This is a genomic window from Bacillota bacterium, from assembly GCA_040754315.1.
Taxonomy (GTDB): Bacteria; Bacillota; Sulfobacillia; order DUSP01; family JBFMCS01; genus JBFMCS01.
The window spans coordinates 18,439-43,147 of sequence record JBFMCS010000011.1 but is presented as its reverse complement, the minus strand read 5'-3'; the positions used below and the strand labels follow the sequence as shown (position 1 = coordinate 43,147).

At 60.7% G+C, this 24,709-nt stretch carries 32 protein-coding genes; 10 read left to right on the top strand and 22 right to left on the bottom strand.

The genetic code is table 11. The annotated features are described in order from the left end of the window. Positions 1-210: 210 nt before the first annotated feature. The 4 genes from AB1576_01945 (at position 211) to AB1576_01930 (ending at position 2,025) form a co-directional block, all read left to right on the top strand. A complete protein-coding gene (locus AB1576_01945; GenBank protein ID MEW6080555.1) occupies positions 211-546 on the top strand; it encodes a LysM peptidoglycan-binding domain-containing protein in 336 nt (111 codons plus the stop codon). Between the two features lie 402 nt (positions 547-948). Beyond that, a complete protein-coding gene (locus tag AB1576_01940; protein ID MEW6080554.1) occupies positions 949-1,140 on the top strand; it encodes a hypothetical protein in 192 nt (63 codons plus the stop codon). A 2-nt stretch (positions 1,141-1,142) separates the two neighbouring features. Beyond that, complete coding sequence (locus AB1576_01935) at positions 1,143-1,463, top strand: YbjQ family protein (GenBank protein MEW6080553.1); 321 nt, start codon at positions 1,143-1,145, stop codon at positions 1,461-1,463. A 61-nt stretch (positions 1,464-1,524) separates the two neighbouring features. Continuing rightward, complete coding sequence (locus AB1576_01930) at positions 1,525-2,025, top strand: pyridoxamine 5'-phosphate oxidase family protein (GenBank protein ID MEW6080552.1); 501 nt, start codon at positions 1,525-1,527, stop codon at positions 2,023-2,025. Between the two features lie 178 nt (positions 2,026-2,203). Here the strand turns inward: AB1576_01930 and AB1576_01925 are convergent, their stop codons facing one another. The 6 genes from AB1576_01925 to AB1576_01900 all read right to left on the bottom strand — a co-directional run bounded on the left by AB1576_01925 (position 2,204) and on the right by AB1576_01900 (position 4,988). Beyond that, the gene (locus tag AB1576_01925; GenBank protein MEW6080551.1) at positions 2,204-2,491 is read right to left on the bottom strand and encodes a hypothetical protein; all 288 of its coding nucleotides are present in this window, start codon (positions 2,489-2,491) and stop codon (positions 2,204-2,206) included. A 327-nt stretch (positions 2,492-2,818) separates the two neighbouring features. Further along, positions 2,819-3,304: a TIGR00725 family protein gene (locus AB1576_01920; GenBank protein ID MEW6080550.1), complete on the bottom strand. Its 486-nt coding sequence runs from the start codon at positions 3,302-3,304 to the stop codon at positions 2,819-2,821. After that, a complete protein-coding gene (locus AB1576_01915; GenBank protein ID MEW6080549.1) occupies positions 3,280-4,179 on the bottom strand; it encodes an MBL fold metallo-hydrolase in 900 nt (299 codons plus the stop codon). The genes AB1576_01920 and AB1576_01915 overlap by 25 nt, the downstream gene beginning before the upstream one ends. A gap of 2 nt (positions 4,180-4,181) precedes the next feature. Then, on the bottom strand, positions 4,182-4,409 hold the full coding sequence (locus tag AB1576_01910) for a MoaD/ThiS family protein (protein MEW6080548.1): 228 nt from the start codon (positions 4,407-4,409) through the stop codon (positions 4,182-4,184). Between the two features lie 14 nt (positions 4,410-4,423). Then, positions 4,424-4,624 (bottom strand): zinc ribbon domain-containing protein, encoded by a 201-nt coding sequence (locus AB1576_01905; protein MEW6080547.1) that lies wholly within the window; start codon positions 4,622-4,624, stop codon positions 4,424-4,426. A gap of 43 nt (positions 4,625-4,667) precedes the next feature. Further along, a complete protein-coding gene (locus AB1576_01900; GenBank protein ID MEW6080546.1) occupies positions 4,668-4,988 on the bottom strand; it encodes a hypothetical protein in 321 nt (106 codons plus the stop codon). 160 nt (positions 4,989-5,148) lie between these two features. On the opposite strand from AB1576_01900, the gene AB1576_01895 reads away from it, so the two are divergent. Continuing rightward, positions 5,149-5,367 carry an alpha/beta-type small acid-soluble spore protein gene (locus AB1576_01895; GenBank protein ID MEW6080545.1) on the top strand — a complete coding sequence of 73 codons (219 nt, stop codon included), beginning with the start codon at positions 5,149-5,151 and terminating at the stop codon, positions 5,365-5,367. 85 nt (positions 5,368-5,452) lie between these two features. Further along, positions 5,453-5,998: a hypothetical protein gene (locus AB1576_01890; protein MEW6080544.1), complete on the top strand. Its 546-nt coding sequence runs from the start codon at positions 5,453-5,455 to the stop codon at positions 5,996-5,998. 11 nt (positions 5,999-6,009) lie between these two features. Here the strand turns inward: AB1576_01890 and AB1576_01885 are convergent, their stop codons facing one another. From AB1576_01885 to speD, 14 genes are all read right to left on the bottom strand, one after another. Next, positions 6,010-7,080, bottom strand: a complete 1,071-nt coding sequence (locus AB1576_01885) for a polysaccharide deacetylase family protein (GenBank protein ID MEW6080543.1) — start codon at positions 7,078-7,080, stop codon at positions 6,010-6,012. 77 nt (positions 7,081-7,157) lie between these two features. Beyond that, positions 7,158-7,550, bottom strand: coding sequence for a TIGR04086 family membrane protein (locus AB1576_01880; GenBank protein MEW6080542.1), 393 nt, complete (start codon positions 7,548-7,550; stop codon positions 7,158-7,160). A gap of 57 nt (positions 7,551-7,607) precedes the next feature. After that, positions 7,608-8,663 carry a histone deacetylase gene (locus AB1576_01875; protein ID MEW6080541.1) on the bottom strand — a complete coding sequence of 352 codons (1,056 nt, stop codon included), beginning with the start codon at positions 8,661-8,663 and terminating at the stop codon, positions 7,608-7,610. Further along, positions 8,656-9,447 (bottom strand): 5'/3'-nucleotidase SurE, encoded by a 792-nt coding sequence (gene surE, locus AB1576_01870; GenBank protein ID MEW6080540.1) that lies wholly within the window; start codon positions 9,445-9,447, stop codon positions 8,656-8,658. The genes AB1576_01875 and surE overlap by 8 nt, the downstream gene beginning before the upstream one ends. Then, positions 9,432-12,230: a helicase C-terminal domain-containing protein gene (locus AB1576_01865; GenBank protein MEW6080539.1), complete on the bottom strand. Its 2,799-nt coding sequence runs from the start codon at positions 12,228-12,230 to the stop codon at positions 9,432-9,434. Before AB1576_01865 ends, surE begins: the two co-directional genes overlap by 16 nt. Further along, positions 12,181-12,648: a hypothetical protein gene (locus AB1576_01860; protein ID MEW6080538.1), complete on the bottom strand. Its 468-nt coding sequence runs from the start codon at positions 12,646-12,648 to the stop codon at positions 12,181-12,183. The genes AB1576_01865 and AB1576_01860 overlap by 50 nt, the downstream gene beginning before the upstream one ends. Positions 12,649-12,747: 99 nt before the next feature. Then, on the bottom strand, positions 12,748-13,383 hold the full coding sequence (locus tag AB1576_01855; GenBank protein MEW6080537.1) for a histidine phosphatase family protein: 636 nt from the start codon (positions 13,381-13,383) through the stop codon (positions 12,748-12,750). Then, positions 13,376-14,110, bottom strand: coding sequence for an HAD family hydrolase (locus tag AB1576_01850; GenBank protein MEW6080536.1), 735 nt, complete (start codon positions 14,108-14,110; stop codon positions 13,376-13,378). The genes AB1576_01855 and AB1576_01850 overlap by 8 nt, the downstream gene beginning before the upstream one ends. Position 14,111: 1 nt before the next feature. Next, complete coding sequence (locus AB1576_01845; protein ID MEW6080535.1) at positions 14,112-15,719, bottom strand: FAD-binding oxidoreductase; 1,608 nt, start codon at positions 15,717-15,719, stop codon at positions 14,112-14,114. A 130-nt stretch (positions 15,720-15,849) separates the two neighbouring features. Next, on the bottom strand, positions 15,850-16,653 hold the full coding sequence (locus AB1576_01840) for an S-methyl-5'-thioinosine phosphorylase (protein ID MEW6080534.1): 804 nt from the start codon (positions 16,651-16,653) through the stop codon (positions 15,850-15,852). Further along, a complete protein-coding gene (locus AB1576_01835) occupies positions 16,650-17,447 on the bottom strand; it encodes a DUF72 domain-containing protein (protein MEW6080533.1) in 798 nt (265 codons plus the stop codon). Before AB1576_01835 ends, AB1576_01840 begins: the two co-directional genes overlap by 4 nt. 70 nt (positions 17,448-17,517) lie before the next feature. Continuing rightward, a complete protein-coding gene (gene ndk / locus AB1576_01830) occupies positions 17,518-17,970 on the bottom strand; it encodes a nucleoside-diphosphate kinase (GenBank protein ID MEW6080532.1) in 453 nt (150 codons plus the stop codon). 19 nt (positions 17,971-17,989) lie between these two features. Further along, positions 17,990-19,060, bottom strand: coding sequence for a M42 family metallopeptidase (locus AB1576_01825; GenBank protein ID MEW6080531.1), 1,071 nt, complete (start codon positions 19,058-19,060; stop codon positions 17,990-17,992). A gap of 133 nt (positions 19,061-19,193) precedes the next feature. Then, positions 19,194-19,574 (bottom strand): adenosylmethionine decarboxylase, encoded by a 381-nt coding sequence (gene speD, locus AB1576_01820; GenBank protein MEW6080530.1) that lies wholly within the window; start codon positions 19,572-19,574, stop codon positions 19,194-19,196. Positions 19,575-19,824: 250 nt separating this feature from the next. Between speD and AB1576_01815 the strand changes: the two genes are divergently transcribed. The 4 genes from AB1576_01815 (at position 19,825) to AB1576_01800 (ending at position 21,260) form a co-directional block, all read left to right on the top strand. Then, complete coding sequence (locus tag AB1576_01815; GenBank protein MEW6080529.1) at positions 19,825-20,010, top strand: hypothetical protein; 186 nt, start codon at positions 19,825-19,827, stop codon at positions 20,008-20,010. 31 nt (positions 20,011-20,041) lie between these two features. Further along, positions 20,042-20,191, top strand: coding sequence for a hypothetical protein (locus AB1576_01810; protein ID MEW6080528.1), 150 nt, complete (start codon positions 20,042-20,044; stop codon positions 20,189-20,191). Positions 20,192-20,737: 546 nt separating this feature from the next. Next, positions 20,738-21,043, top strand: a complete 306-nt coding sequence (locus AB1576_01805) for a hypothetical protein (GenBank protein MEW6080527.1) — start codon at positions 20,738-20,740, stop codon at positions 21,041-21,043. A 19-nt stretch (positions 21,044-21,062) separates the two neighbouring features. Next, entirely contained in the window at positions 21,063-21,260 is a 198-nt protein-coding gene (locus AB1576_01800; protein ID MEW6080526.1) for a hypothetical protein, read from the top strand. 113 nt (positions 21,261-21,373) lie between these two features. On the opposite strand, the gene AB1576_01795 is transcribed toward AB1576_01800, so the two are convergent. Next, the gene (locus AB1576_01795) at positions 21,374-23,515 is read right to left on the bottom strand and encodes a hypothetical protein (protein MEW6080525.1); all 2,142 of its coding nucleotides are present in this window, start codon (positions 23,513-23,515) and stop codon (positions 21,374-21,376) included. Then, positions 23,512-24,642, bottom strand: a complete 1,131-nt coding sequence (locus AB1576_01790; protein MEW6080524.1) for a glycosyltransferase family 4 protein — start codon at positions 24,640-24,642, stop codon at positions 23,512-23,514. Before AB1576_01790 ends, AB1576_01795 begins: the two co-directional genes overlap by 4 nt. Positions 24,643-24,709: the final 67 nt, after the last annotated feature.

The window sequence follows — 24,709 nt, the reverse complement described above, 5'->3', positions numbered from 1 at the left end:
GCCTTGCGCTGCTGCCTGCTCAGCGGCAGATTTGACGAATTCTGGGCTCGCTATCGGCCGAATAGCCTCCGGTAGGTTCTCTAAAGTGGAATTGCCAATTATTTACTCATAAGATTGTCGTGCACCCTTTGCATAGCAACGGGTTTCTTGATATTGCCCCTTGACAACGAACACATGTTCGTATACCTTCAAGTAAGGAGGTGAGTCCCATTGAAGTACTTCGGATCCATCTATCCTCGCTCATGCACTAGTAGAGGGACAGCCTGGGGAAGGTGCCTGGTAGTCGGAGCGGTAGTGCTCGCGGTGATGCTGGGAGCGAGGTCAGTGGCGCGTTCAGCGGATCCTGAACCCGAGTCATTCCGGCCTCGAGTCCTGGAGGTTACGGTGGTACCCGGGGACAACCTCTGGAATATCGCGAAGAAATTGGCTCCGTCACGGGATACGAGGTATGTGATATACCGCATAAGGAAGGAAAACAGGCTGGCAAGCGCGAACATTTTCCCTGGGCAGGTGCTTAGGTTTCCCATTGACTTGGCCGGGGAATAGCAGGTCAGCCAGGTGAAACACTAACCCCATAAAAGGGGGGAGTGTTGGCCGTGCCAGTCGACCAGATGCAGTCACCTTGGCCCAAGCGGCCCCTTTGGGATCCCTTCGAGGATTTTGCCCACGAAACCCCTTGGGAGGGCGGCCAAGAGGAAGCCCTTTCGGAGGAGGATGAGTACCGCCCGCGTCAGCGAAAGCGGAAGGATACATTGGTGTGGCCTATCGACGCCGAAACAGCCGGCGATACTGGAATACTGGGCGAGGAATGAACACCTCCCGCCGGTGTTGGCAGGACTTGCGGTTTCCACTCCAGAAATCACAGGGAGTTCAAACCCCCACATCAAGCGGAGTGCCAAATCTTCTTGGTATTGGCTTCCAGTACCTCTTACTCGGTGGGTGATGTAAATGAAGACCGTGGGTCTTGTGCTCCTGCTCCTAGGTGTGATGGTGCTGCTAGGGTTTGCATTGCGGCCCCTGCTCGTGGATGTGCTGAGACTCCCGGGGGCTGTCAAGGTTGGCCTGTTCTTGGCGGCATCGGGTCTGCTAATCATCGTGGTGGTGGCCATCAGGGACAAGATTGCCGGTGGGGGGGAGTGAAATTGGACGTCTACACGACAGGCGTTGTACCTGGAAGGGAGGTCGTCAAGGCCTTAGGCATGGTCAAGGGAAGCACGATCAGGGCAAGGCACCTTGGAAATGACATCATGGCGGGCCTCAGGAACCTGGTCGGAGGAGAGGTTAGAGAATACTCCCAGCTTCTCAGCAAGGCTCGGGAAGAGGCACTGTCCAGGATGGTCCAGGAAGCCGAGGGCTTGGGCGCCGATGCTGTGGTGTCTGTAAGGTTTTCAACCTCGGCAGTGATGTCCGGGGCGGCTGAGGTCTTGGTCTATGGCACGGCCGTTAAGTTTAAAGACCTCTAAGAGAGTTGAGAGAACGAAAGAGAGGTGAGTCGGGAGGTCTTCGAGGAGAGCCTTCCAAAGCATGAACGGAGACAACAGATCACTGGCGTGGAAGAGGCCTATGCGAAGGTCATCCAAGGTGCTCTCCCACGAGCGTTGCGTTGAATTGCTCCGGCGGGAGCGCGTTGGACGGCTCGGTCTCACTGATGGTACATTCCCCTACGTCGTACCCGTTTTCTTTTCGTATCTTGACGGCAAGATCATCATACACTCGGCCCGGGAGGGCCTAAAGATCGATATTCTCTCCACAGGGCATGCCGTGTGCTTCGAGGTGGATACCCTCCTAGGGTTCCAGCCGGGAGATCGAGCCTGCACGTGGGGCGCGCACTACGAGAGCGTTATGTGCTTCGGCCAAGCGAGGCTCTCCACGGATCCCGGCGAGAAGCGGGACCTCCTGGATGCCTTGTGCTGCCGCTATTCCGTTGACGGCATTCCGCCTCTGGCCCAGGGAGACCTTGCGGAAGTCGATGGTGTATGCGTGATTGTGATTGAAGTGGACCACATGACGGGTAAGGGTGCCTGATCACTATCCCGGGGCTCCCATTTCCAGTGGTCTTCCTCCGGCAGCAATTAGATGACATAATATATGTTATAGGAAGTAACACATGAAGGTCCCGTGAAAGAGGCCCTCCCCCCGGGGTGCCGGGTAGAAGGCCTCCTACTCCTAGCTGTACTGTTACGCAGGGGCAACCTTTCCAATTCTACCTGGGGAGTCCCGGCTGGTACTGGCCTGGCTGGTACTGCGGCGCCTGGAACTGCCCGGGATGGTAACCCGTAACCTGGGTTTGAGCCTGAGCCTGAGGCTGCTGGATCCTCTCCACGCAAAACTCACACTCTCGAATACACATCTCAATGTGGTGAGCGCCCTCTGTAAGCATGTTCCTCAGCGAGGTCTCAGGGGCCTGGTTTGCCAGGGATCTGAGCTCGTTCGCCTGCTGGTGGCAGGTCTGAATGCACTGCTGAATGTTCTGTTGAATGTGGTGGGGCATCAGTGCACCTCCTCTTATGTGTTTCATGGGTAGTATGCCAAAAAGCGGAGATATCTATGACGCCTAAGTCTATCTGCATTTTTTAGTTTTTCAGCGCCAGATCCACGGCATAGGCTGGGCTTGAGGCCCCCACTATGGGGTCCCCTCCCCTTTCGTGTGGCAAAACCTGCCAGGTTCAGTGTTGCTGTCTCCGCGTTGGGGAAATGGACCTCCCAACCCGGTCGAGGTTCGTGGGAGACCGGCGGTCTTTCCTCCGTATCCTGTCCGGGTTCAGTTCCCGCCGCTACTCGTTCAGGGCTAGTATGCCAAAGAAAGTATGATGCGACCTCATCCAGGGGTTGTGTGCCCCAGCGCAAGCGTCACGGCCTGGGCTGCGCTGGATGCCCGTATTATGGGGTCCCCTCCCCTCCCCTGTGGCAAAACCTGCCAAGTATTCAGCCCTACCACTGCCCTTCCTGCTTTCAGTGCCAGCCCTATTTCTGAGAGGGTTCCGTAACCCCCTGAGATGGCTATGAGCGCGTCAGAGGCGGACACCACGATGGCGTTCCGGGCTGAGCCGAGCCCTGTTGGGATAACCACGTCAAGGTACCGGTTTCCGGAGGCCCTGTCAAGCCCTGGGAGGATGCCAATGGTCAGCCCGCCGGACTCCCTGGCACCCCGTGAAGCCGCCTCCATGACACCCCCACGGCCGCCCGTAACCAGCACAGCGCCGCTGCGGGCAATGAGGCTCCCCACTTCCTGGGCCAAAAGGTACTCAGCCTCAGTGCACTCACTGGGGCCTATAACCCCTATATACGCACGTGAGTGTGCCAAAACATCTCCCCTCGCGTGCACGACATGGCGATTTCACCCTTCTCTCTGAGGTAGGAAAGAATGGAGGCTATCGCCGACCGCATGAGATAGTACTGGGTTGGGGCCTTCAGCGGGGATCCGTACTTCTCGCATACGGCTCCCAGGAGCCTCTCGGTGGTGGATGGTCCACTCTCTAGGAAAAAAAGCAGCGAATCAGCAACCTGGAGGATGCGTTGCCTGTACAGCCTCAGGGAGCGCCTGTGGTCTTCTTCCGGTTGAGTGTGACTAGCCACGATGCGGTGGTAGCCGGCTGTCTCCATCAGATCAAGGCTTTCAAGAGCCCTCTTGGTGTCCACGTTGTAGGGTATGGGGTTTCTCTCCAGTGTCGCTTGGCCGATAAAGGCGTCCCCGGCAAAAAGGATCTCACCGCAAGCTAGCCCTACCTGGCCCATGGAATGGCCGCTCAGGGACACAGCTTGGCATACCCTCTCCCCCACTCTCAAGGCCTCTCCCGGCGCCACCAGGCGATCCACAGGAGACGCTGCGGCCATTAGAAAACTGTTCTTGAGGTTGGGCGGAGGGTAGGCTCCGAAGATGGCGGCGGGTTCCAGCACAGGGTACTTCATCACAAGCGCCTCCAGCTCACTGGCAAACACTGGCGCCTGCGTTTTCCGGGTCAGTACACCGTTGCCGCCGTAGTGATCCGCATGGGCATGGGTATTCAGGATCCCCGCCAGTCTCCAACCTGCGCCCTCAATGGCCCGGAGCGCCTTCTTTGCCGAATCCGGTCCATTGCCTGAGTCCACCAATAGAGCTTGGCCCTGGGACTGGATGATGCCCAGGCAGGTTCGCCCGGGCAGCAGCCATGCGTCCTCGTTTATGCGCAGGAGCTCCAACCCTAGCCTCCGGAAACAGGCGAGAGCAGCAATACCTCGTCGCCATCATTTACCAGGCAATCGAGGTCCCGTTTCTCGTTGTTAATGTACACAGCCATGACTAGCTGCGGGTTGACTGAGAGCCTCCCAAGGACCTCCCTGACGCTGGCGGGTTCCTCAAGGGTCATTTCGTGCACTGCCTTTCCTCCAGGAAAGAACTGTGCGACATGACCGTTAACGCGCAGATTCACGCGTACCCCCCCTTTCAATGGCATGACGAGCACTTCGAGGAAGAGCACCCAGAGCAGGCCGAACCCTTGGAGCCCTTCCCGGCGAACAGGGAGAGCACCTTCTTGGATGCGTCTGAACCGCATCCTGGGCATGGGCCGGGGCTATCTTCACCCATCCGGCACAGGCGCTCGAACTTCTCACCACAGGATGAACACTTGAACTCATATATGGGCAAGTCCTAGGCCCCCTTCCATGAAGGGAATTCTACCTGGTAGTTTCTAATCCTCCCGGAATAGGGGATTGTCCGGGCACCCCCGGGCTTCCCTTGCCTGGACAAGGGCCTCCAGCATTGCCATGACTTCCTCCGTCGAGCCCTGGCCGGTCCAGACCAAGGGCTCCGAGGGCAAGGCATCCAGGAACTCCTGGATCTCCCCGGCGGCCTTCCCTATGCTTCTGAGCAGGGACTCTATCTCGCGCACCGCCAAGGGCTCCCGGTCAGACAGCTCGAGCCCAGAGAGGAGCTCCTTCAGCCTGACAGCATCGCCTCTGAGCTCCCTGGCCCTCTCCCCGAGAAATCCTACGCGGAGGAAATGGGTCATGCCAGTACACTCCCTCGCGTTTTCTCGTTATTTCTCGACAAGAAATGAATTCCCTTCCAGGGGAGGTCACTTGTTCATTTCGCGACCGCCTTACCAGAATGCCTCTAACATAATGGCAAGGGCGCTATGCGAAGACTAAACTTGAAGGAGGTGAACGGAATTGGCGCGTTTAGCCCCGAAACTGCTGCCAGAGAGTACGCTGGATACGTTCAAGTATGAAGTTGCCTCCGAACTAGGCTTGATGCCTAAGATCGAGGCGGTAGGCTGGCCTCTTATGGCATCCCGGGAATGTGGCCTTGTCGGAGGCCGCATAGGTGGCCGGATGGTGAGGGCCATGATCAGGTTCGCCCAAGAATCGCTGGTGACGCCGGAAGCCTGACTGTCCCTAGGATGGGCTCATTCGAGCCCATCCTAGCCATATCATGGTCCTATCCAGGGCCATTTATTCAGGGAGGTATACGAAGATGTCAAAGAAGACGGACGGTCCCGCCGATGAGTCTAGGAAGCAAGAGGCTAATTACGTGCCCATTGACGCTCCCCAAGACCCGGGCACCCAAACGCCGGGGGTGACCAAGAACCCAGTCCAGGACATGAGCAAGGTACTCTACCAGCTGCAGAACAGTGTCAGGGAACAGCAGCTCTCCTCTGAGCAGCAATTGAGCGGGGCGCTAAACCAAACCTTTACCTACCTGGGTGAGAGCCAGCGCCTAGTTGAACTGTCCGACCTGGCAAACCAGCTCTATCGCTTCGCCGCGGGCGGTGCAGGGGAGCTCCAGGGCAACCTGCCCCAGGTCAAGCAGGTCCTGACCAAACTGGCAGAGGGTCTTTCAAGTCACCAGTCCAAGGCCGATTCACAGGTGAGTGCTGGCCTTGAGCAGGCAATCTCCTCGATGGCGCAGGCCCACGGCTCAATGATGCAAAGCCGGGCACTGTCGCAGATCGGACAAATGGTGAAGCGTTGCCAAGACGTCCTCTCCTGGGTGGAGAACCCCAGCCGGATGGTCGAGTGACGGCCAGGTTATCACTGGCCTGAAGTGGGGGGACTGGTTAGGTCCCAAGATCCCAGCAATGTTGACAGCGAAACCACTGAGAATCCCTGGGCCTCCAGTCTATCCAAAAGCAATGGCAGTACCCTGTAGGCAAAGGTAGGCCCGTCGTGGAGCATGAGTACTGAGCCATCCCTGGAATCGGCGATTAGGATATTAACCCAGTTCTCCAGGTCTCTTGGCTCAGGGTAGTCTTTTATGCCCAGGTGAGTCCAGAGTACTATTTGTACACCTACTTCTCGTGCCGCACTCCTCACCATATTCGACACGTGGGCATAGGGGGGTCTGAAGTAGCGAGGCCCAGACTGATAGCTATCAATAACCCGTTGAGCCAGGCGCATCTCTTCCCACACCTCAGCAGGATCCAATTCGCTGAAGGATCTGTGACGGTAGGAATGATTTCCCATCTCGTGACCTTCTTTGATAATGCGAGCGCCAAGGCCTGGCTGGGCCTCAAGGAGGGATCCCACAATGAAGAAGGTTGCTTTGATTTCCCTTTCCTTCAGGATGTCCAGGATTCTCGGGGTAGAACCTGGGAAGGGTCCATCGTTGAAGGTCAAGGCGACCCTTTTTGAAGGCGGAGGCTCCATAAATGCCTCTTTCACAGGTGGAGGCCTTAGGGTCAAGGCCTGCCCAATATAGAGGATCTCGCTTCTGATGCTGTTGTTCCTGGCCAGCTGGATCGGGTTAAGGCCATACTTCTTGGCTATGGAGACCAGGGTGTCACCAGCCTGCACTGTGTACATGTCCGGGGGTGTAACGCTAGGGGATCCCTGCAAGGCCAGCCTGGTGTTGCTGCCGACCAAGCCGTCTACCAGCAGGCCGTGATCCTTTTGAAGGGCCTTCACGGCCCTCTCAGTAAGGGGCCCGAAGACCCCATCAATGGGACCGGGGTGATATCCCAGGTCCTTGAGGGTAGTCTGTATTGCCGTAACCTCCGCTCCCCTGCTTCCCCGGCGCACCAGGGGTGAGGCTGTAGCCTCAACTTCGATTAAGCCGAGGAGCAATACCAGGGCACAGGTCACGAAAACCCTGCTTTGGATCATGACGGGCTAACCCCCGCTTCCTGGCAGTCTCACCATTCGGTGGGTATTATGCCCGGAGGTCAGCCCATTGATACCTATCAAGAATTAACTCCAACCACCCCGCCTATGCCCCCGGCCAGTACCCCGAGCCCCAGGTGCCTGAAGAGGGATAAGGGGGGAATGCCCGGCACAAGGGATGCGATGACCACGCAGGCTATGCTGTAGATTAATCCTGCCAAGACCCCGTGAAGAAGCCCTCGTCCCTGTGCCATCTTAGCGCTGAAGGCACCACCGCATGCCACCGCTAGGAGGGCGCCTACCCTCAGGGACCAGGAGGTGGCGGTCTCACCTAACCCGCCCCAGAGCACGGCAAGAGCCAGGATCACCGCCAGGACTAAGCTGGCCGCAAAGGCCACCAGCACGCCTGACAGTACCGAGACGACATCAAGACGGGTAGCCTTGGTCTCCGTAACCCGCTCCACCCGGGCCATCCACCACACCTCCCTGCAGAGGTTCTCTGGTGGATTCCTATGCGGCCCCAGATGCACTCATGCCAGGCACTGCCAGTGGGGTGACATCACATTACGGACTTGAGCGAGCCTGTCCCGGATCCTCTCCACAGGGGTCTCTCCAGGGTCGCCCAGGGGATCGGTCACATCAAGGCCGAGGTCTCCCAAGGCGTCAATGATGGCCAGGACACTATGGGACAACGCCTCAAGATGGTAGCCGCCCTCAAGGCAAAGGACAATCCTCCCCGCGGCACACTCCCTGGCTATCTCCCTGGCCTGGCGGGCCATGCCGTGAAATCCGTGGGTGGTCAGCATCATGCCGCCCAGCGGGTCTGCGTGATGGCAATCCTGGCCGGCGGATACCATCACCAGGTCAGGTTGGTATCGCAGGGCGACGGGCATCAAGATCTCCTGGAACACCATGTCATAGCCGCGATCTCCCACGCCCCCTGGGAGGGGTACGTTGAGATTGTATCCCAGCCCCTCCCCATCTCCCAGGTCCTGCAGGGAACCCGTCCCTGGGTAGCATGGGCTCTGGTGAACGGAGAAGTAGAGGACATCCTGGCGCTGATACAGGAGGCTCTCAGTGCCGTTCCCGTGATGGAGGTCCCAGTCTATCACCAGAACCCTTCTTATCCCGGGGTGCCTGAGGGCGTGAAGGGCACCTACCACAACGTTGTTAAACAGGCAAAACCCCGTGGCCTGGGACCGGCTGGCGTGGTGCCCAGGGGGTCTAGCTAGGACGAAGGTTGAGGGGTACAGGCCGGCTAGGCAGGCTTCCACTGCTTCAATGGTACCCCCTGCCCCAAGGGAGGCAGCCCTGAAGGACCCTGGGCTCATGAAGGTATCAGGGTCCAAGTAGCCGCCTCCTGAATCCCCGAATGCCCTGAGTACTTCCACGTATCCCGGGGAATGGGCAAGGCACAGTTCCTCTAGCGTGGCCTCCCTTGGCTTAGCCACGTGCAGCCGTGAGAGAACCCCCTCCCTGTCAAGGAGATCGAGGATGGCCCGCAGGCGCCCGGGGGCTTCCAGGTGACCGTCCCCGGTCCTGTGTTCCAGGTAGTCATGGTGGTAGATGAGGCAAACCTCAGACACCCCTATCCTCCCTCTCCTCATGGGTACTGAGGTCCCAGCCCTCCAGGTATTTCATGGTCTTGTGAGCAGTAAGGTCCAATTGCACCGGGGTGACCGAGACCATGTTCTGCTTAATGGCCCAGTCATCCGTGCCCTCTTCACTGCCTTCATCGACCTGACCGGCCATCCAGTAGTAGATCCGCCCCCTGGGGTCGACCCTCTTGTCGAAGACGTTGACATAGCGGAGCACTCCCAGCCTGGTCACGCAGACACCGGTGATCTCAGACCGCTCCCGGGCAGGAACGTTGACGTTGAGAAGGGTCGAAGGAGGAAGGCCCCTCTCCAGCACCCTCCGGGCAAGGTGGCTGCCGAAGGAGGCTGCCAGGGAGTAGTCCGGGTCCTCCCAGCCAGCTAGGGATATGGCTATGGAGGGGATCCCGAGGATGGCACCTTCGATTGCAGCGGAGACGGTGCCGGAGTAGAACACGTCCGTGCCCAGGTTCTGGCCACGGTTAATCCCTGAGATGACGAGGTCCGGGGCCGTGGAAAGCAGCGCCTCAACCCCGAGCTTCACACAATCGGCTGGTGTGCCTGCCACCAGGTAGCCGGGGCTCTTACCATCGGGTAGTGGCACCTGCTCTACCATGAGGGGCTTGTGCATGGTAATGGCGTGGCCGCACGCGCTTCTCTCCCTGTCAGGGGCAATGACGAATACCTCAAGGTCCCCCTGAGCCTCCAGAGCAGCCCTCATCGCAGAGAGGCCCGGGGCGTATATGCCATCGTCATTGGTCAGGAGTGCCAGCAATCTAAGACCTCCTCAATCGGCACGGGACCGCGGTTATGCACAAAGGTCCACGCCGCCTCCAGTATGTTGGCCCTGGAGCCACTGTAAAACTGGGCTCTGGGCAAGGACCCGATCAGGTGAGACCAGTAAGCGGAACCCCCTGGGGACGCCCTAGGGTCAAGAATGACGACTACTCCCCTGTCCTGCGACGACCGCATGAGCCGGCCAAATCCCTGCTTCAGCTTAAGCGTGGCTTCGGGAAGGCTCAGGGCGTAGAAGGGATGCCTGCCCAGGGCTTGCAGCCTCTCACGCCTGGCCGCGGCCAGGGGGCGACTCGGAGGCCGGAAGGGAAGCCTGACCAGCACCACGGCACTGAGACCCTCGCCAGGCACATCCACGCCCTCCCAGAAGCTGGACGAACCCAGCAGCAAAGAGCGGGGCTGAGCCCGGAACTCCTCCAGGATGCCAGTCCGGGAACCATCCACGCCCTGAGCCAGCACGCCTATACCCTGGTCCTCAAGGTGGCCCCGGATGGCCTCGGATACCGACCTCAACATGAAGTGGGAAGTGAACAGGGCCAGGGTCCTACCTTCCAGGGTCATGGCGAGTTCCTTGATGAAGGCGGCCGAGGCAGTCTCGAATTCTGAGGAGGATGGCAGGGGCATGTCCGAGGCAACAGCAAGATACACCCGGGAATCGTACCTGAAGGATGAGGGTATGTCCACGGCAGTCACGGGGAGTCCCTGCAGGCCTAGAGGCCGGAGGAAGTAGTCGAAGCTCTCCCCCATGGCCAGGGTTGCGGAGGTCATCACGCAGCTCTTCAAGGGCCTGAAGAGCCTATCTCTCAAGATGTCCCCGCTGTCTATCAAGGACGCGTGAAGGGACACCTCCTCCTTCCGGCCAGCCTCCGCCCAGTAAACCCAGTCTTCATCATGTTCACCGGTGATCCATCCCACCTCGGCTGCCCACCGGGCAAGGCGCACACCCTTACCTGCAAGGTCTGCCTTCAGGTCTTCATGTCCCTCGTCTAGCGCGTCCGCAAGTCTGCCTAGGGCATCTGAGACGGTTTTTAGTTGCCCGGCCAGTCTCCCTCCCTCTTCCTGCAAGGCCATGAAGGGCTGGTCCTGCCGGTGGCGGGCCCCAAAACGAAAGACTGGGTAGGGCTCATCGGGTTCAACCTGCATCCCCCGGACAAAGGAGGCCACCAAGCCAGCGGCGGACTCCGCGGAGGACAGTGCCTCTGACAGTGAGGCCCTGGCCCTCCCCAGCATTTCCACCACCCACTCCTGCCTGCCCAGGAGCCGCAGGATGCGCCGCTCCATTGCTGTAAATGCGCCCTTGCCTGCTTCACCCTCGCCATGAGCATAGGCCCGGAGGAACCTAAGGACAAAGGAGAGGTCCAGGTGCACGCCAAGATGCTGAGAGGCCTGTTCGTCCAGGTGATGGGCCTCGTCAATCACCAGGTGCTCATAGCAGGGTATCACAGCGTTTCGGGCCTTCACATCGGAAAGAAGGAGAGAGTGATTGACCACCACCAGGTGGGCACCCCTGGCGTTACCCCTAGCCAGGCGTGTGAAGCACCTGTTGCGGAACCGGCAGCCTCCGGTGGGGCATCCCTCCTCCCCGCCCACCATGGGCCAAAGGCCATACTCCTGGGGCAGCAGGTTCAGTTCCCCCCTGTCCCCAGTCCTGGTCTTGGAGAGCCAGGCTGTCAAGAGTGCTGCGAACCTTCTCTCCTCGGGTCCCATGGTGAGCCTGGCGCCGCGAAAACCCTCCCACTTCCTCCAGCACAGGTAGTTTTCCCTGCCCTTCAAGGCGCACACACGCAGGCGGGCGCCCAGCACCCTCTCAAGCAGGGGTATGTCCTTGCCTGCGAGCTGCTCCTGGAGGGCTATGGTATGGGTGCTCACCACCACCCTGGACTCGTTCTCCATCGCCCACAGGGCAGATGGGATTAGGTATGCCATGGACTTCCCGGTGCCCGTTCCCGCCTGTATGGCGGCGAGCCCATTCAAGTTGAAGGCCTGGATGACAGCCTCCAGCATCTCGAGCTGGCCTTCCCTGGGCTCGTAGGAGGGTAGGGCACGTTCCATGGCTCCCCCCGGCTCCAGGAAGGAACGGCACTCTGAAGGGTCTAGAAGCCTTGTTACCTGGCGTTCCTCCAGGGGGAGCCAGCCGTGGACAACCTGGTTGTCTTGCCCCGGGGAGTCCAGGCCCAACTTGATGAGGGGGCCCAGGGGCCATCCCTTCCCCATCAGTTCCAGTATGGAGGAGGCTGTCTCCCGGCCCATGTGGGGCAACTCCTCTACCAGGCCGCGAAACACTTCCGACAGGGTGATGGCGTCGGGGAGGGCCCGGTGGGAGCCGGTGGGTTTGACGCCCAAAGACTGCGCCAAGCAGGCCAAGGAGTGCCCCTTTGCTGCTGGAAGTGCGAGCCGGGCGAGCTCCCAGGAGTCCCAAACGGGGTTGTCCAGGGGAGGGATGCCCGCCCTGAGCCCGGTGGCCGCCAGAAAGGACATGTCGAAAGAAGCGTTGTGGGTCACCAGGGGAAGGTCCTCCAGGAAACTGAGGAAATGCGGCAGCACGGAAAAGATGCCAGGGGCCGAATCCACAACGTCCTGGTCTATCCCCGTTAACCGGCGCACCCGGAAGGGGATGTCACGTCCCGGGTTGACCAGGGACTGGAACCTGCCGGCTTCCCTTCCATCGCGGACCTTGACAGCGCCCAGTTCTATGATGGCCTCCTGGGCGGGGTCAAGGCCTGTGGTTTCCAGGTCCAGCACCACGTAGCACTCGGGTCGCATGGATTCTCCTCCTAGCGAAGTGGCCATTGCCAAGGGGAATTCTCTCCTGGAGTAATGGCTCCTTCCGGAAGGTTCCCGCTGTCACCTCCCATGCCATGCAGGCTCCCAAGGCGGCCAGGATGGCGCACACCAGGAAGAAGCCGATGTCCCAGGGGCGTTGGGTAACCAGGCGGGCTGCTGCCTGGCACCGGTTGTCACCTTGGACCAATCCGAGGAGTGTGACGCCCCCAGCCAGGAGGCCCGAGAAGAACCCTCCCTGGATGGGGCCGAGTTTCCTGGGCAGGCATGACCAGCAAAGCAGTGCTGAGGCGCCCACGGCACCGAAAAGCACAGCAGACCGCCAGGGTTCACCACCGTAGGGCAAGAAAGACCAGTAGCCCGGAGGGCGGTATCCCTCTCTTATCCACATGACCAGCACTAGGCTTCCGCCTCCCCATAGGGCCGCCGAGGTCACCGACAGGGCAAGGCGAGCCACCCACCGCAATGCCGACTGTAACATCCTTGCCACCCTGGACCATCATATTCCCCAGCCCGGTCTTCCAGTATGCCGGCCCAGATGGCAGGTGTCATTCAGGGATAGAAGGGCGCCGCGCTCATGGTGCCAGTAGACCCGGGTGACGCTGGCATTATCCACTGCCAGCCGCCACCGGTTGTCGTAGGAAATCCCAAGGACATCACAGACTGCGGCCTTGATAGGCCCTCCATGGGTTACAACAACGCATGGCCTGCCCCCCGCCTCCGAGACGACTAGGTCCAGGGCTGCCCTGACCCGGCCAGCCATCTCCCCGAAGGATTCGCCCCTTGGGGCCCTCCCCTGGACGAAGTCCGAGAAGTACTCATCACAGCTCTTGGGGTACTTGGCGAGGACTTCAGGGTGGGTAAGGCCCTGCCAGCAGCCCATGAGTACCTCCCTTAGACCCGGGTGGACCCTGGTGCTGCTCCCAGTCACCGAGGCTATCCCCTCTGCAGTGCGGGTGGCCCGCTCCAGGTCGCTAGACCACAGTGGCGCACTGCCGAGGTGGGCAAACCGGCGTGCCAAGCACCCGGCCTGCTCCAACCCCATCTTGCTCAAGGGCACGTTCTCCTGGCCCTGCCACCTGGCTTCCCTGTTCCACAAGGTCTCGCCATGTCTTACCAGGATGAGCTCAGCCATGGGATACTTTCGCAGGTGCCCCGGCGACTTCCGGTGGGGGCACCGTGTCCCCTGCCCGTCCCTTACAGGAGAGGTTCATCAAGAGGTCCGGGAGGTGGTGGAGGCTTGGGACCACCGTAATCCCAATCATCCTGGAGAGGTCCTCCGGGCTTGCCGCCCCTCCCTCCACAATGATGGCGGGAACCTGTGCCTTGGCGGCGGCCTCCACATCCACAGGGGAATCTCCCACATAGACCAGGCTCAGAAGCGAGGCTCCAAGGCAACTGGCTGCCGCCGCGATACCGTCAGCTTCAGGTTTGGGCCTGTTCACCTCGTCAATGCCCAGGATGACCCCCAAAAGGGGCGCCAAGCCGTAGTGTTGCAGGATGGTCCTGGCCATCCATCCAGGCTTGTTGGTGAGAACCCCCAGGCAGTACCCGTCTTCATGGAGTAGCTCCAGGGTCTCCTTGGCTCCGGGCATAAGACGTGTCCCTTCAAAGAGTATCTGCATCTGCCTGGCACGGTAGATCCCTACGGCCTTATCCACCTCTCCGGGTGCCACGTGCTCCGCCATGATCTGTCGCAGGCTAATCCCCACGCTTCGCCGGATGCATTCCCTGGGCAATCGCTCAAGGCCGAACTGATCCATGGTATGGTTGAACGCCTGGATTATTGTGTCAAAGGAATCAACCAGGGTGCCATCGAGATCGAATACCACCGCTTGAATGCCCTGGGTCTTCCCTCTCACCTCAATTCAACACCTCCGGGTCAAGCAGAACGCCACGGTTCAGCACATTCCGTGGGTCCAGGGCTCTCTTCAGCGCCGCCATCTCGGCAAGGCCTTCTTCGCCGTATATCATTCGCACGTAGGTATGCTTGAGCCTGCCTCCGCCGTGCTCTACCAGTGGGCTCCCGCCCATGGCCACTACCCTCCCGGCTAGTTCCCGCACCAGTTCCTGAGATACCCTGAGCTCCTCAGGCGTCTTGGGGAAGAGGTTTGCGTGGAGGTGGTTCTGGCCGATATGGCCGAATACCACGTAGTCAAGGCCTGAAGGTCCTAGGATGGCATCATGCGTAAAGACGAACTCGTCGAGCAATGCGTCCTCCACGGCCATGTCCGTCCCTACCTTGTACACCGTGGGGCAGGCCTGGCGGTTACGGGCGACGGTCGCGTTCACCGCCTCTGGCAGTGTGTGCCTTAGCCTCTTGATGGGGGACGCTGAGGCTTGATCCACCCCTCCCCAGGTGTCATCCATGCTGGACCCCGCGGCTGCAATCACCTGTTCCCAGGCCTCGTACACTGCCTCCAGCACAGTGTCATCGCACGCCTCCTCGAAGAGGATGGCAGCCTCGGAGCCTGGAGGGAATGGCGGGTATCCCGCTCGGGGTACCTCCTGGGCGTGCCTCTCAAGGAGGCGGAGGGAAAGGGAGTCCAGGTACTCCAGGGAAAGGGGATACACGGGTACGTTCTTGTCCCCATCACCCCTGGCAAGCCGAACGAAACTCACGGCCTGCTCCCGTGAGGAGAAGAAGGCAAGCCCGGTAAAGAGCATAGGAGGTCTCGGGACAAGCCTTATTTCCACCTCCGTAATGACACCCAGAGTACCTTCAGAACCGATGAAAATGTCCAGCAAGTCGATCTCGCTGGCGGTATAGAAGCCTGCCACATTCTTGACGGCAGGCCTCCTGTAGGCCGGTACAGGAACCTGGACCTCGTGGCCAGCCCGCTCCAGGACAAAGGCGCCTCCCCTTGCTGCGCGAAATTCACCCCTGGAGATCGCGAGGGTATGGCCCGTGGGCAGCACCACCCTGATAGACTCCACGTACTCCCGGGTCACGCCATAGAACAGGCTACGGCTGCCCGAGGCGTTGGTGGCGACGGTGCCGCCGATGTGTGCGGTGTCTTCCGTGGGGTCAATCGGGTAGAAGTACCGCCGGGCATCAAAGGGTTCCCCCAAGCCCTCCAGGCCTCCAGTGAGTGCTGTATCGAGCCCTCTTACGCTTACCCCGGGTTCCAGCCGGAGAAACCAGTCACTGCCGTCTTGTCTCACGCCAAGGATCCGGTTCATGCGTTCAAGGCTCATCAGCGTACCGCCCATGGGTATCGCCCCGCCGACGATGCCGGTTCTCCCTCCCGACACGGTCACGGGTTCGCCCGTGCTGTTGGCATCAAAAAGGACCTGGACCACGTGCTCCTCCCTATCGGGGAAAACTATCCGGTCAGCACTGCCCTCTCCAAACCGGCTCTCGTCAGTGAGATACTGCAGGTATCCGGAGGAAATGTCCTCGGGTCCACTGACTTGCTGGAAGTTTTGGCGGGCCAGCGGCAGCACCAGGCTCGCCTGGGGCCTTCTCATCCTCTCTCACACCTTTCGACGCGCAGTGACCATCCCTCAAGGAGGAATGCCGGGCCCTCAACCCCGGGCGGGAGGGAAACCCCTTCCCGAGAGGGCCTCCAAGGTCCAACGCGAAAGCAAGAGGGGGCCGTCAGGCATCACGGCCCTCGCTCTCTCTCAGCAGGTCATGGTAGTTCTGGCTAGTCCTGGCGCAGTCACAGGCCGGGTGTGGGGGGAGGTGGTGCAGGGCCCTCTCCAGCACCTCCCTAATGTGGGCCACTACCCTTGCCATGGCATCCTCAACCTCCCGGTGGCTCAAGGTGCCTGGGGCAACCCCTGCCGCCTGGTTCGTTACCAGGCATATACAGCCGTAACACAACCCTATCTCCCTGGCTAGGGCCGCCTCGGGCGCTCCTGTCATGCCCACCACATGGCCGCCCAGGAGCCTAAAGGCCTTTACCTCTGCCGCGGTCTCGTATCTTGGCCCCTCGGCTGCGACGTAGGTCACGCCGTCCCTGGCTGGCACTCCCTGTTCCAGGGCGGCTCTTAGGAGGGCCGCACGGACCTCCCGGCAGTACGGGTCGGTGAAGTCTACATGGCGGACTAGGCCAGAATCCTCAAAGAATGTTGAGGGCCGGTTGCGTGTGAAGTCGATGAGCTGGTCGGCCACCGACAGGTCTCCCACCTGCAAGGCGGGGTCAATGGCCCCTACAGCGTTGGTGGCAATGACCCTCTGAACCCCGAGGGTCTTGAGGGCCCACAGGTTCGCCCTGTAGTTAACCCGGTGGGGAGCCAGGACATGGCCTAGGCCATGGCGTGCAAGGAAGAAGACCTCCCCGCCAGGCCTCCGGCGGACCCAAGCCTGGCCGTAGGGGGTCTGGAGCATCTCCTCCATGTATCCCTCGAAAAAGCCGCCTATCCCCAGGCCCGTCCCGCCGATAATGGCAGACTTCACAGTATTTCACCCTCCCTTCCCCTGAGCATCTCTCCCAGGCGAATGGCATTAACGCTTGCCTTGCCTTCATGGCAGTTATTGAAAAACACAAAGGTGGTTCCGGTCTTGCGCTCCAGGGCTCTCAGGCGAGGGACCCAGGCGCGGAGCTCCTCATCGCAGTAAAGGTAGTCGTAGCGCTCAGAGGCATTCTCGTGCTTCCACCACTTAGCAGCATTCCTGCCATGGAACCTGACGTAGCCGACAGCGCTTGTGGCTGCTACAACCGGTGGCACAAGATCCTTCAGCCGTGGTTCATCAACACAGCAGAACCCAAAGCCTAGGTCCCTCAGGGCTCGAAAGGTGTCCTCCGTGAGCCACTGGCTATTCCTGAACTCCACCACAGCGGGGGCGTTTCCCAGGAGGTCCCTGCAGCGTGCAAGGTATGATGTCTCTAAGTGCCCTGGACGGAAGCGCCACGGGAATTGCAGGAGCACGCAGCCGAGTTTCCCTGATATAGCCATGGGTTCAATAGCGCTGTTGAAGGCCCTAAAGGCCTCCCACTGGGCACTGGCTGAGCCTGTCTCGTGGGTCATGCTCCTATGAGCCTTAACGCAGAAAACGAAGCCATCAGGCGTCTTCCCCTGCAGGGCACCCATGGTCTTGGCGCCAGGCATGTGATAGTAGGAGAAGTCCAGTTCTACCACTGGGAACACCTGGCTGTAGAAGGCCAGGAGGTTCCGTTCGGAGATGCCGGGAGGGTAGAATACCCCTTTCCAGTCCCTGTACTTGAACCCAGACGTTCCCACCAGAAGCATTTGGGGCACCCCGCTTAACGAAGGGCTGCCGGTTAGGGCCAGGCGGGGCTCCAGGGCGGCCTCAGTCAGCCTAAAGTACCCAGAGCCACTCGTCAACGGACCTTCTGTACTCAATGACTTCCCCTGGGGGAAAGAACAGGGCTACCTCGCGGAGGGCAGACTCGGCGCTATCGGAGGCGTGCACCATATTGAAGCTCACATCTAGCCCATAGTCCCCCCGTATTGTACCGGGCTGTGCCTTGCTAGGGTCAGTGGCGCCGGTGAGGTCTCGTATTACACCAATGGCCCTGGGGCCCTCCCACACCATTGCCACCACTGGTGAGGAGGTAATGTAGGAGATGAGCCCTCTAAAGAAGCCCTTGCCCTCGTGCTGGCGGTAGTGCTCGCGGGCCAGGGACTCTGGTACAAGCATGAGTTTCATACCCAGCAACCTTAATCCCTTGCGCTCAAGCCTGGAAATCACCTCCCCAACCAGGAGACGCTGTATCCCATCAGGTTTGATCAATACCAGGCTTCTTTCCATAGAGTGTCCTCCTTCCCGGTCAAGGCACTAGCGACGCCACGGCACCTTCATCAAGTCTCCTCACGACAGAGACAATCAGGTCTACCATGTGCTGGTAATCCTGGAGGCTGAAGATGGAGTTGGGGCTGTGAATGTACCTGGTTGGTATTCCCAGCACCAGGCTGGGAACGCCTGTGAAGCTCATGTGGATCTGGCCAGCATCTGTTCCTCCCCCTGCCATGGAGTCAAATTGGTATGGTATGCGGTCCTCCTCGGCCGCCCTAACCACAAGGTCTCTCAAGCGGGGGTTCGGTATCATGCTGCCATCACTGGTGAAGATGACAGGGCCGCAAGAGACGGAAGCGCCTGCTTCGAAGTCGCGGAGTCCAGGGGTATCGGCAGCGATGGCTACCTCCAGGGCAAGGCAAACATCCGGCTTGATCACCCAGGCACTGGTGCGAGCCCCCCGGAGCCCCACTTCCTCCTGTACGGTGCCTGCTGCGTAGACCGTATTGGGGTGATCCACATCCTTGAGTGCTCGAATCGCCTCGACCATGGCAGCGCACCCGACCCGGTCATCCCAGGCCTTCCCCATTAGCAGGTTGCCGCCAGCCATCGAGACGAAGGAGCCCTTCACGACTATGGGGTCTCCTGGCATGATGCCCATGGCCTTGGCGTCCTCCGAGCTGGAGGCTCCCACGTCAATGAACATCTCTTTCTTCTCCGGGAACTTCTTCCGTTCCTCCTCTGTGAGGATGTGTGGCGGTTTGGAGCCGATGACTCCAGGCACGCCCCCGGCCCTGGTCTTCACCACCACGGGCTGGGCCACGATAACCGGGTCCCACCAGCCGCCCAAGGGTTGGAAGCGGAGAAAACCCTTGTCCGTTATAGAGCGAACAATGAGGCCTACCTCGTCCATGTGAGCTGCTAGCATCACTGAGGGGCGGTCAGCGCTGCCTCTTTTCTTTACAATGATACTGCCCAAGCGGTCGTGCTCTATGGTACCCAGGGGCTCCATGTGCGCCCTGAGGATCGTCCGAACCTCGTGTTCGAAGGCTGGCACCCCGTCTGCTTCGGACAACTCCCGCAACAGCCTGGTGTCTGGTGCCATGTTCATCCCCCCCCGAATTGGTGTCAAGAATGAGCCCTACGGTGCTTGGTATTCCTCTCATCACCGTAGGGCATCATAGGTCAGCCTTATCCGTTTCTAGGTTATCCTTAAGAATATAAATCACCTGCCTAGTTCATCCTGCTGCCACGCGGCCCTCGACCGTTTCGAACATGCCGCGCTTCATTTCTGAGGCCGTGATGGTCCCCGCCTTGAAGGCGCCGACAATGTAATCACACGCATGCCACGGGTCCACCTTGTCGCCGCAGGTGAAGATGTCCACGGCGGCATACCCCAGTTCGGGCCACGTGTGCACGGCCAAGTGTGACTCGGAAATCACCACGACACCGCTTACTCCTTGAGGGCTAAACTTGTGAAAGGCAACCTCCCTGATATCCGCTCCTGCTGCGAGTGCTGCTTCGACCATGATGTCCCTCACGCCTTCTAGGTCGTTGAGCACCTCGGGGTCACAGCGGTATACCTCGGCCAGCACATGACGACCCAAAGCGCTTTTCATTTCATTATCAGCCCCCTTTCCCCTCCCCTCCGTTTCCTGCCCCGTTAGGGGTCGAGACGGTCACTACCGATTGTAGCAGATGTGGTAGCATTGTCAAGATTAAGGAAGAGTGTGTGTAGTCGGCCTGTGATGCTATTGCCCTGTTAAGGGGCGCAGATGACCGTGGGAAGAAGGTTTCACCAGGAGTGCCCTGGAGCGGCTCACCCGCAACCTGGTCGGCGAGGTTCACAAGGCGGTCATCGAGCAGTCCGTGGCCGGGGACGGCGTCCTGGCGGTCACGTACCGGGAGGAACGCGGGACTCAGATAATGGCCTACCCTGCGGACCAGTGGATCCCGTGGTCTGTCACGGGCGACCCGAACGACACCACTGCGCAGGTGTTGTTGCGGGAGTCGACAGTGAACGGCGTCACCACCGTGGCCGTGGAGGTCCACTAGTGCGGCGTGGTGCGCTACCGGCAGTTATGAAGTGTACAGCAGCCAGATCGCCAGGGAACTAGAGCACGAACTGCCGCCCGGGGTAACGGCCGATCAGGTGTTGACCCGAGTGACCGAGTTCCTGGTCCAGCCGTTCCGGAACATCGATTCAGCCAGGGAGGCTACAGGCCACAACGACTAGAGGACCATCGAGACAGTGAAACCCGGAGATGGACCTCCGGGCGAGCCAGTGGGGCCGGCTATTTGACCGGTACACCGCGCCGACCATGTACGGTCCGGCTTCCGTACTCGAACGTGACCCGGTGACGGGAAAGTGGCTATACCGCACCAGCCCCGACGGACGGTTCATCCCGGTTGAGCCCGAGGGCAAACCTCCCGGGTACCTGACCTTGGACGCGCAACTGGCGTCACAGCTCTAGGTCTGGGACCGGCTGCTCGACATGCTCTATACGGTGACTGGTACCACCCACCGGCGGCCTTTTCTCTCTTCAAGGAAGGTGGAGCCCCCAGCGGGACGGCTTTGAGGCTCCGGCTAGCCAGGCTGCAGGAACTTGGAGATCTTATCACCCCTGGGAGAATTCTCCGGGGGTAATGGCGTCTTAGATTCATGGACTTACAGTTGTTCGCGGAGGGCGGCGATGCCAGCAATCCAAGTCCTACACCCAATCCACAGCCGGCGCCACAGCCTGTTCCTCAACCGTCTCCGGGTCCGCAGCCTGGGAACCAAGTGTTTTCCGAAGACTACGTGAGGGCGCTGCGGGAGGAAGCGGCGAGCTACCGCACTCGGCTGAGGGCCCACGAGCAGGCTGCCAGGCAGGCTCTAGGGCTCAAAGATGACACGCCGCTGCCCCAGAACGCGGCCGAGGCGCTGGCGGCCCTGAAGGCCGAGGGACAGAAAGCCCTCGAACAGACCTCTGCCAGGGCTAAGATGGCGCTCCTGAAGGGCGCCTTCGCGGCCGCGGAGGCGGGGTGCGTGGTAGACGTGGACGATGCGTTTGCCCTGACGGGCCAGGAGCTCGCCCAAGGCGGATAAGGACGGCAAGCAACACACGATGGCCGACCTGGTGGAAGCCTTTCTCGCGCGCAAGCCGCATTTCAAGGCAGCCCAGGAAGGCCCTGGTGCTGTTGGAGAGACTGCGCCCACTGGAGGCGGGGGCGGTCAGGAGACAGAGGACGCCATCGCCAAGAGGATGGCTGAAGCCCGGAAGGGCAGCGGTGAGAAGAAGATCTTCTGGGACCGGGGGAAATAGCCGGTTAGCATAACGAGGAGGAATGAGCCATGCATCTAACCCGAGGACCATTCCTAACACCAGGGAGAAGGTTTCACCTGCCGGGGGGCGAGGGGCCCGGCAGCGAGCCTATGCTAGTTCTCCTTGGGACGCTCATGGGCCTCGTCCATGGCCAGGGCTAGGATAGTTGTGGATGCGAAGACCATGGCGGTGGCGGCAGCCACAACCCCCGAGTCGTTGGCTGCCAGGGCAAATAGGCTCCCTAGGGTCGCTCCCTTTATGCCCACCATGAGAGAAGGTTGCCTGGCAGCAAGCTTGGCGAACACCCCCCTGGGGACCCTCAGGGCTATGGCAAGAGATACCAGCGATGTGATGAACACCCTGCTCCATATCGTGTACCTGATGAGTCGAAGGTTCATGTTCATCTTGCCAGAGTAGACCTCCCACGCATAGCCAGGTCCCTCTTCTACCAGCCGCGCCACGGCCGTGCCAATGTGGGAGCGTTGTTCAGGGCTTGGCAGTAGATCGACCACCACCAGGAAGGCCAGGGCCGCAGCCACGGCCCCCAGGGCAAGAAGGTAGGCCCTTCCACCGTGGGCACGTATGCCCCAAAGCCAGAGGAAGGTGATGGAGAAGGCAAAGGTCGCGCTGAGTGCCCCACCGAAGTTGGCACCGTGGGCGGGCGATCCCATGGCCAGGGCCACCATGATAAACGCGGACAACAGAAAGAGAGTGCGCCGTTTGGTTTTTACAGGGCCCAGGAGGGCTGTGAGTCCCACCAGCGTGGCCCCTATCAGAAGCCCGGCATACTCGTTGCCCAGACCGAAGAACCTAGCTCCCCCCACTGTAGAGTGGCCCAAGGGAGTGTCCACTGTCCAAGAGAACCCGCCCAGCTGGTCAGCCACCAGGAGCGCCGCGGTGAAGACGGCGGGGATACCATACTGGTGGTATCGTTGTATTCCCAGGCATCCCAGGACCAGTGCAGCCACTACTGGAAGACCGAACCCAACCACAAAGGCGGGGGCGCCCTGGATCCCCAGGGGGGGGATTACCAGGAATGCCAGGGGAACCAGGGTGAGGGCTAGGAGGCCGGTTTGGATCACTGCCTGGCGGCCGAAAGGCCGGAACAGCCAGACTGCGCCCGCAGTTAAGATGATGATCTGCCCGGTTATGTACGTCCTGAGGAGCGCTAGCCGCTGCCCGTGATTCTTGAGTATCCCTAGCTCCAATTCCCTGATAGTCAACAGGGCATCCGCGTGGGGCACCGATCCCATGGGCCAGCCCGTCATTTCCCCCGGCACTCTCACCCCGTGGAGGCGAAGGACTGTCGGGGCGATGTCGGTGGACAGGACTACCCCTGGCCTTCTGGTGCTAGGAGAGGTCAGGAGGCCCGGCGAGAACCCTCGCCCGGTGACAAGGATGGGTGTGAGGCTTGACGATGCCTGGGTGGCCTCATGGGAGGGCGTGGGCACCGCCAGGATTGCCAGGTCACGGGTGGCATCCATGTCCTTGACGAGAGCATAGAAGAGGTTTAACGACCTCTCGACCGCTGCGCGGCGCAGAGTGTCTGCCTGCCTGTCACTGGTGTTCTTCCTGTACATCTCCGCCCTGTGGGTATCTCCGGGAGCCAGCACCGCCACGCCAGTTGGGGGCAGCGCCTGCCAGACCTCCTTATACGACTCCAGGCGGTCCCGAAGGCCGTAGGGGGACAATGGGTCCTCCTCCAGGAGAAGATCTGGGGTGACAAGGCCCTCCGTCACTACGCCCTCCGAATCCATGATGACGGACACCGCAGGGCGCCAAGGACTCCCAGGGATGTCGAGGTTGGTGGCGATCCTTGCCTCGACACCTGCCTCGGAGAGAGCCTGCCCCAGAGCCCCGATGGATGCTTCCAGGGCGCTTTGGCGCCTCATTCCCCACAGCCCCAGGTTGTAGATGGCCCCTGGCCCCCTGGTGAGCCCTCCCCTTCGCAGCCACACCCGAGATACAGACGTGCCCTCAACGATCTCGGTTGCCTGGTAGGCCTCGCCGGATCTCGCGTCCCGCACCCTCCTCCCAGCCCCCAGCGTGGCGTAGCCATCGGACCTCGAGACCGAACCGGTGTGAAGCAGGCCGACCGACCCGAGGCTGCCTGCCTCAAAAAATCCCGGGGACGCCTCAAGGTCCTCCCAGGAGGCATGGTCAAGCAGGAAGATGAGGGTGCGCCCGTGCTGGGCCGGGGCGGCCACGGCCGGGAGTGACACAAGGATGAGGGCAAGAAGAAGCAGCAACTTCACCTGGGCCCCCTCCCCGGGTGCGCGCCTTCCAGGACCTGCTGGTAGACTTCCATCGTTGCCTTGGCTGCCAGGGTAAGGTCGAATTCCCGGGCCTTGAGGCGCCCTGCCTCACCCATGCGACGCCGCAGGCCCGCATCCGAGCCTAGGGCATCCAGGGCCCTCGCCATCTCCTCTGGATCACCGGGGCAGAAGAGTAGTCCTGTGCACCCGTGGTCAACTACTTCCGGGATCCCGCCCACACGTGCCGCAGCCACCGGCTTCCCTAGACTCATGGCCTCCAGGGCAACCATGGATAGCCCTTCACTCACTGAGGGCACCACCAGAACGTCCAGGGCGGCGATGAATGTTTCCGGATCTCGTACCTCCCCCGTGAATATTACAGTGTCACTGAGCCCAAGTGTGACCGCTATCCCCTCCAGCTCGCACCGCAGGGGGCCACCGCCGGCTACCAGGAAGCGCCAGTCGGGGTGTCTGCCCCTTAACAGGGATGCTGCCCGCAGAAACAGGTCTATCCCCTTTTCCCTCGCGAGCCTTCCTACGACTCCAGTGACTAGGGCGTTACCTAGCCCCAGGTGCCTCCGGAGGTCCTCCACCGCAGTCTGCGGCACGACCAGCTGGCTGATCCCGTTTCTAACCACCCGGATCCTCTCTGGCCGAACTCCTGCCTGCTCTATGAAGTCATCCATTACCGACTGGGATACGGCTATGTAGGCGGAGGTCAGTGGGGCCAGGAGTCTTTCACCAGCTGGATAGGCAACCCTCTGCCAAGAGGGCATTGCAGGCCTCACCAGGAAGCCGTGGAGTGTGTAGACAACCCGGGGCGGCGGCCCGAGGGCCACAGCCAGCCGGGACAAGAGGGCGGCCTTGGCGCCGTGAACATGAATGATGTTGGGGCGCCGCCCCCCGCTTATCCTCGCGAGGTCCACCAGAGAGCGGCCATCATCCCGAGGGTTCCAGCCGTCACTTATGGGCACAGGGTGGTAGACTAGACCGAGGTCCCTGGCGGGGCCTTCCCACATGGGAGGGCCCGCTACCTCGATGTGGGCTCCAAGATAAGTGAGAGAACCGAAGAGCGCGGAAACCTGTCGTAACATGCCGCCCCCGGCGGGGCGCATCACCTGAAGCACTCTCAGCGGACGTCCCCCCTTGCCGTCTCAGGTAAGAATATCCCCTTTGGTTTGGACTTCCATACCT